Annotated in this window: 1 protein-coding gene; it reads left to right on the plus strand. The window is 40.7% G+C overall.

Annotated elements, in window-relative coordinates:
• Positions 1–11: 11 nt before the first annotated feature.
• The coding region (locus tag AAEZ18_RS19480) for a hypothetical protein (protein ID WP_352256095.1) at positions 12–243 on the plus strand (232 nt) is incomplete at its 3' end.

Here is a 243-nt window from a genome sequence, read left to right on the forward strand (position 1 = left end):
CGCATGAACAGGTGACACAAGCACAAATGATGCTTGCAGACGCAGTAATATTTGTTGTCAATCCATCTGGAGCCGCGGAAGAAGAGAAAACCCTTGGTAAGCTTATTGACTTAATTTATAAGAGGAAAAAGGTATTTTTGGTATTCAATGAAAAAAGCCCGCTTTCTCAAGAGGACTTTATTCGTCTAAAAAATGATACTCGCGCAAGGATTCAGTCTCTGGCTGTTGCTCAAGGTCTTAGTG

It is taken from the genome of Pseudoalteromonas sp. 19-MNA-CIBAN-0066, assembly GCF_040308705.1.
Classification (GTDB): domain Bacteria; phylum Pseudomonadota; class Gammaproteobacteria; order Enterobacterales; family Alteromonadaceae; genus Pseudoalteromonas; species Pseudoalteromonas nigrifaciens.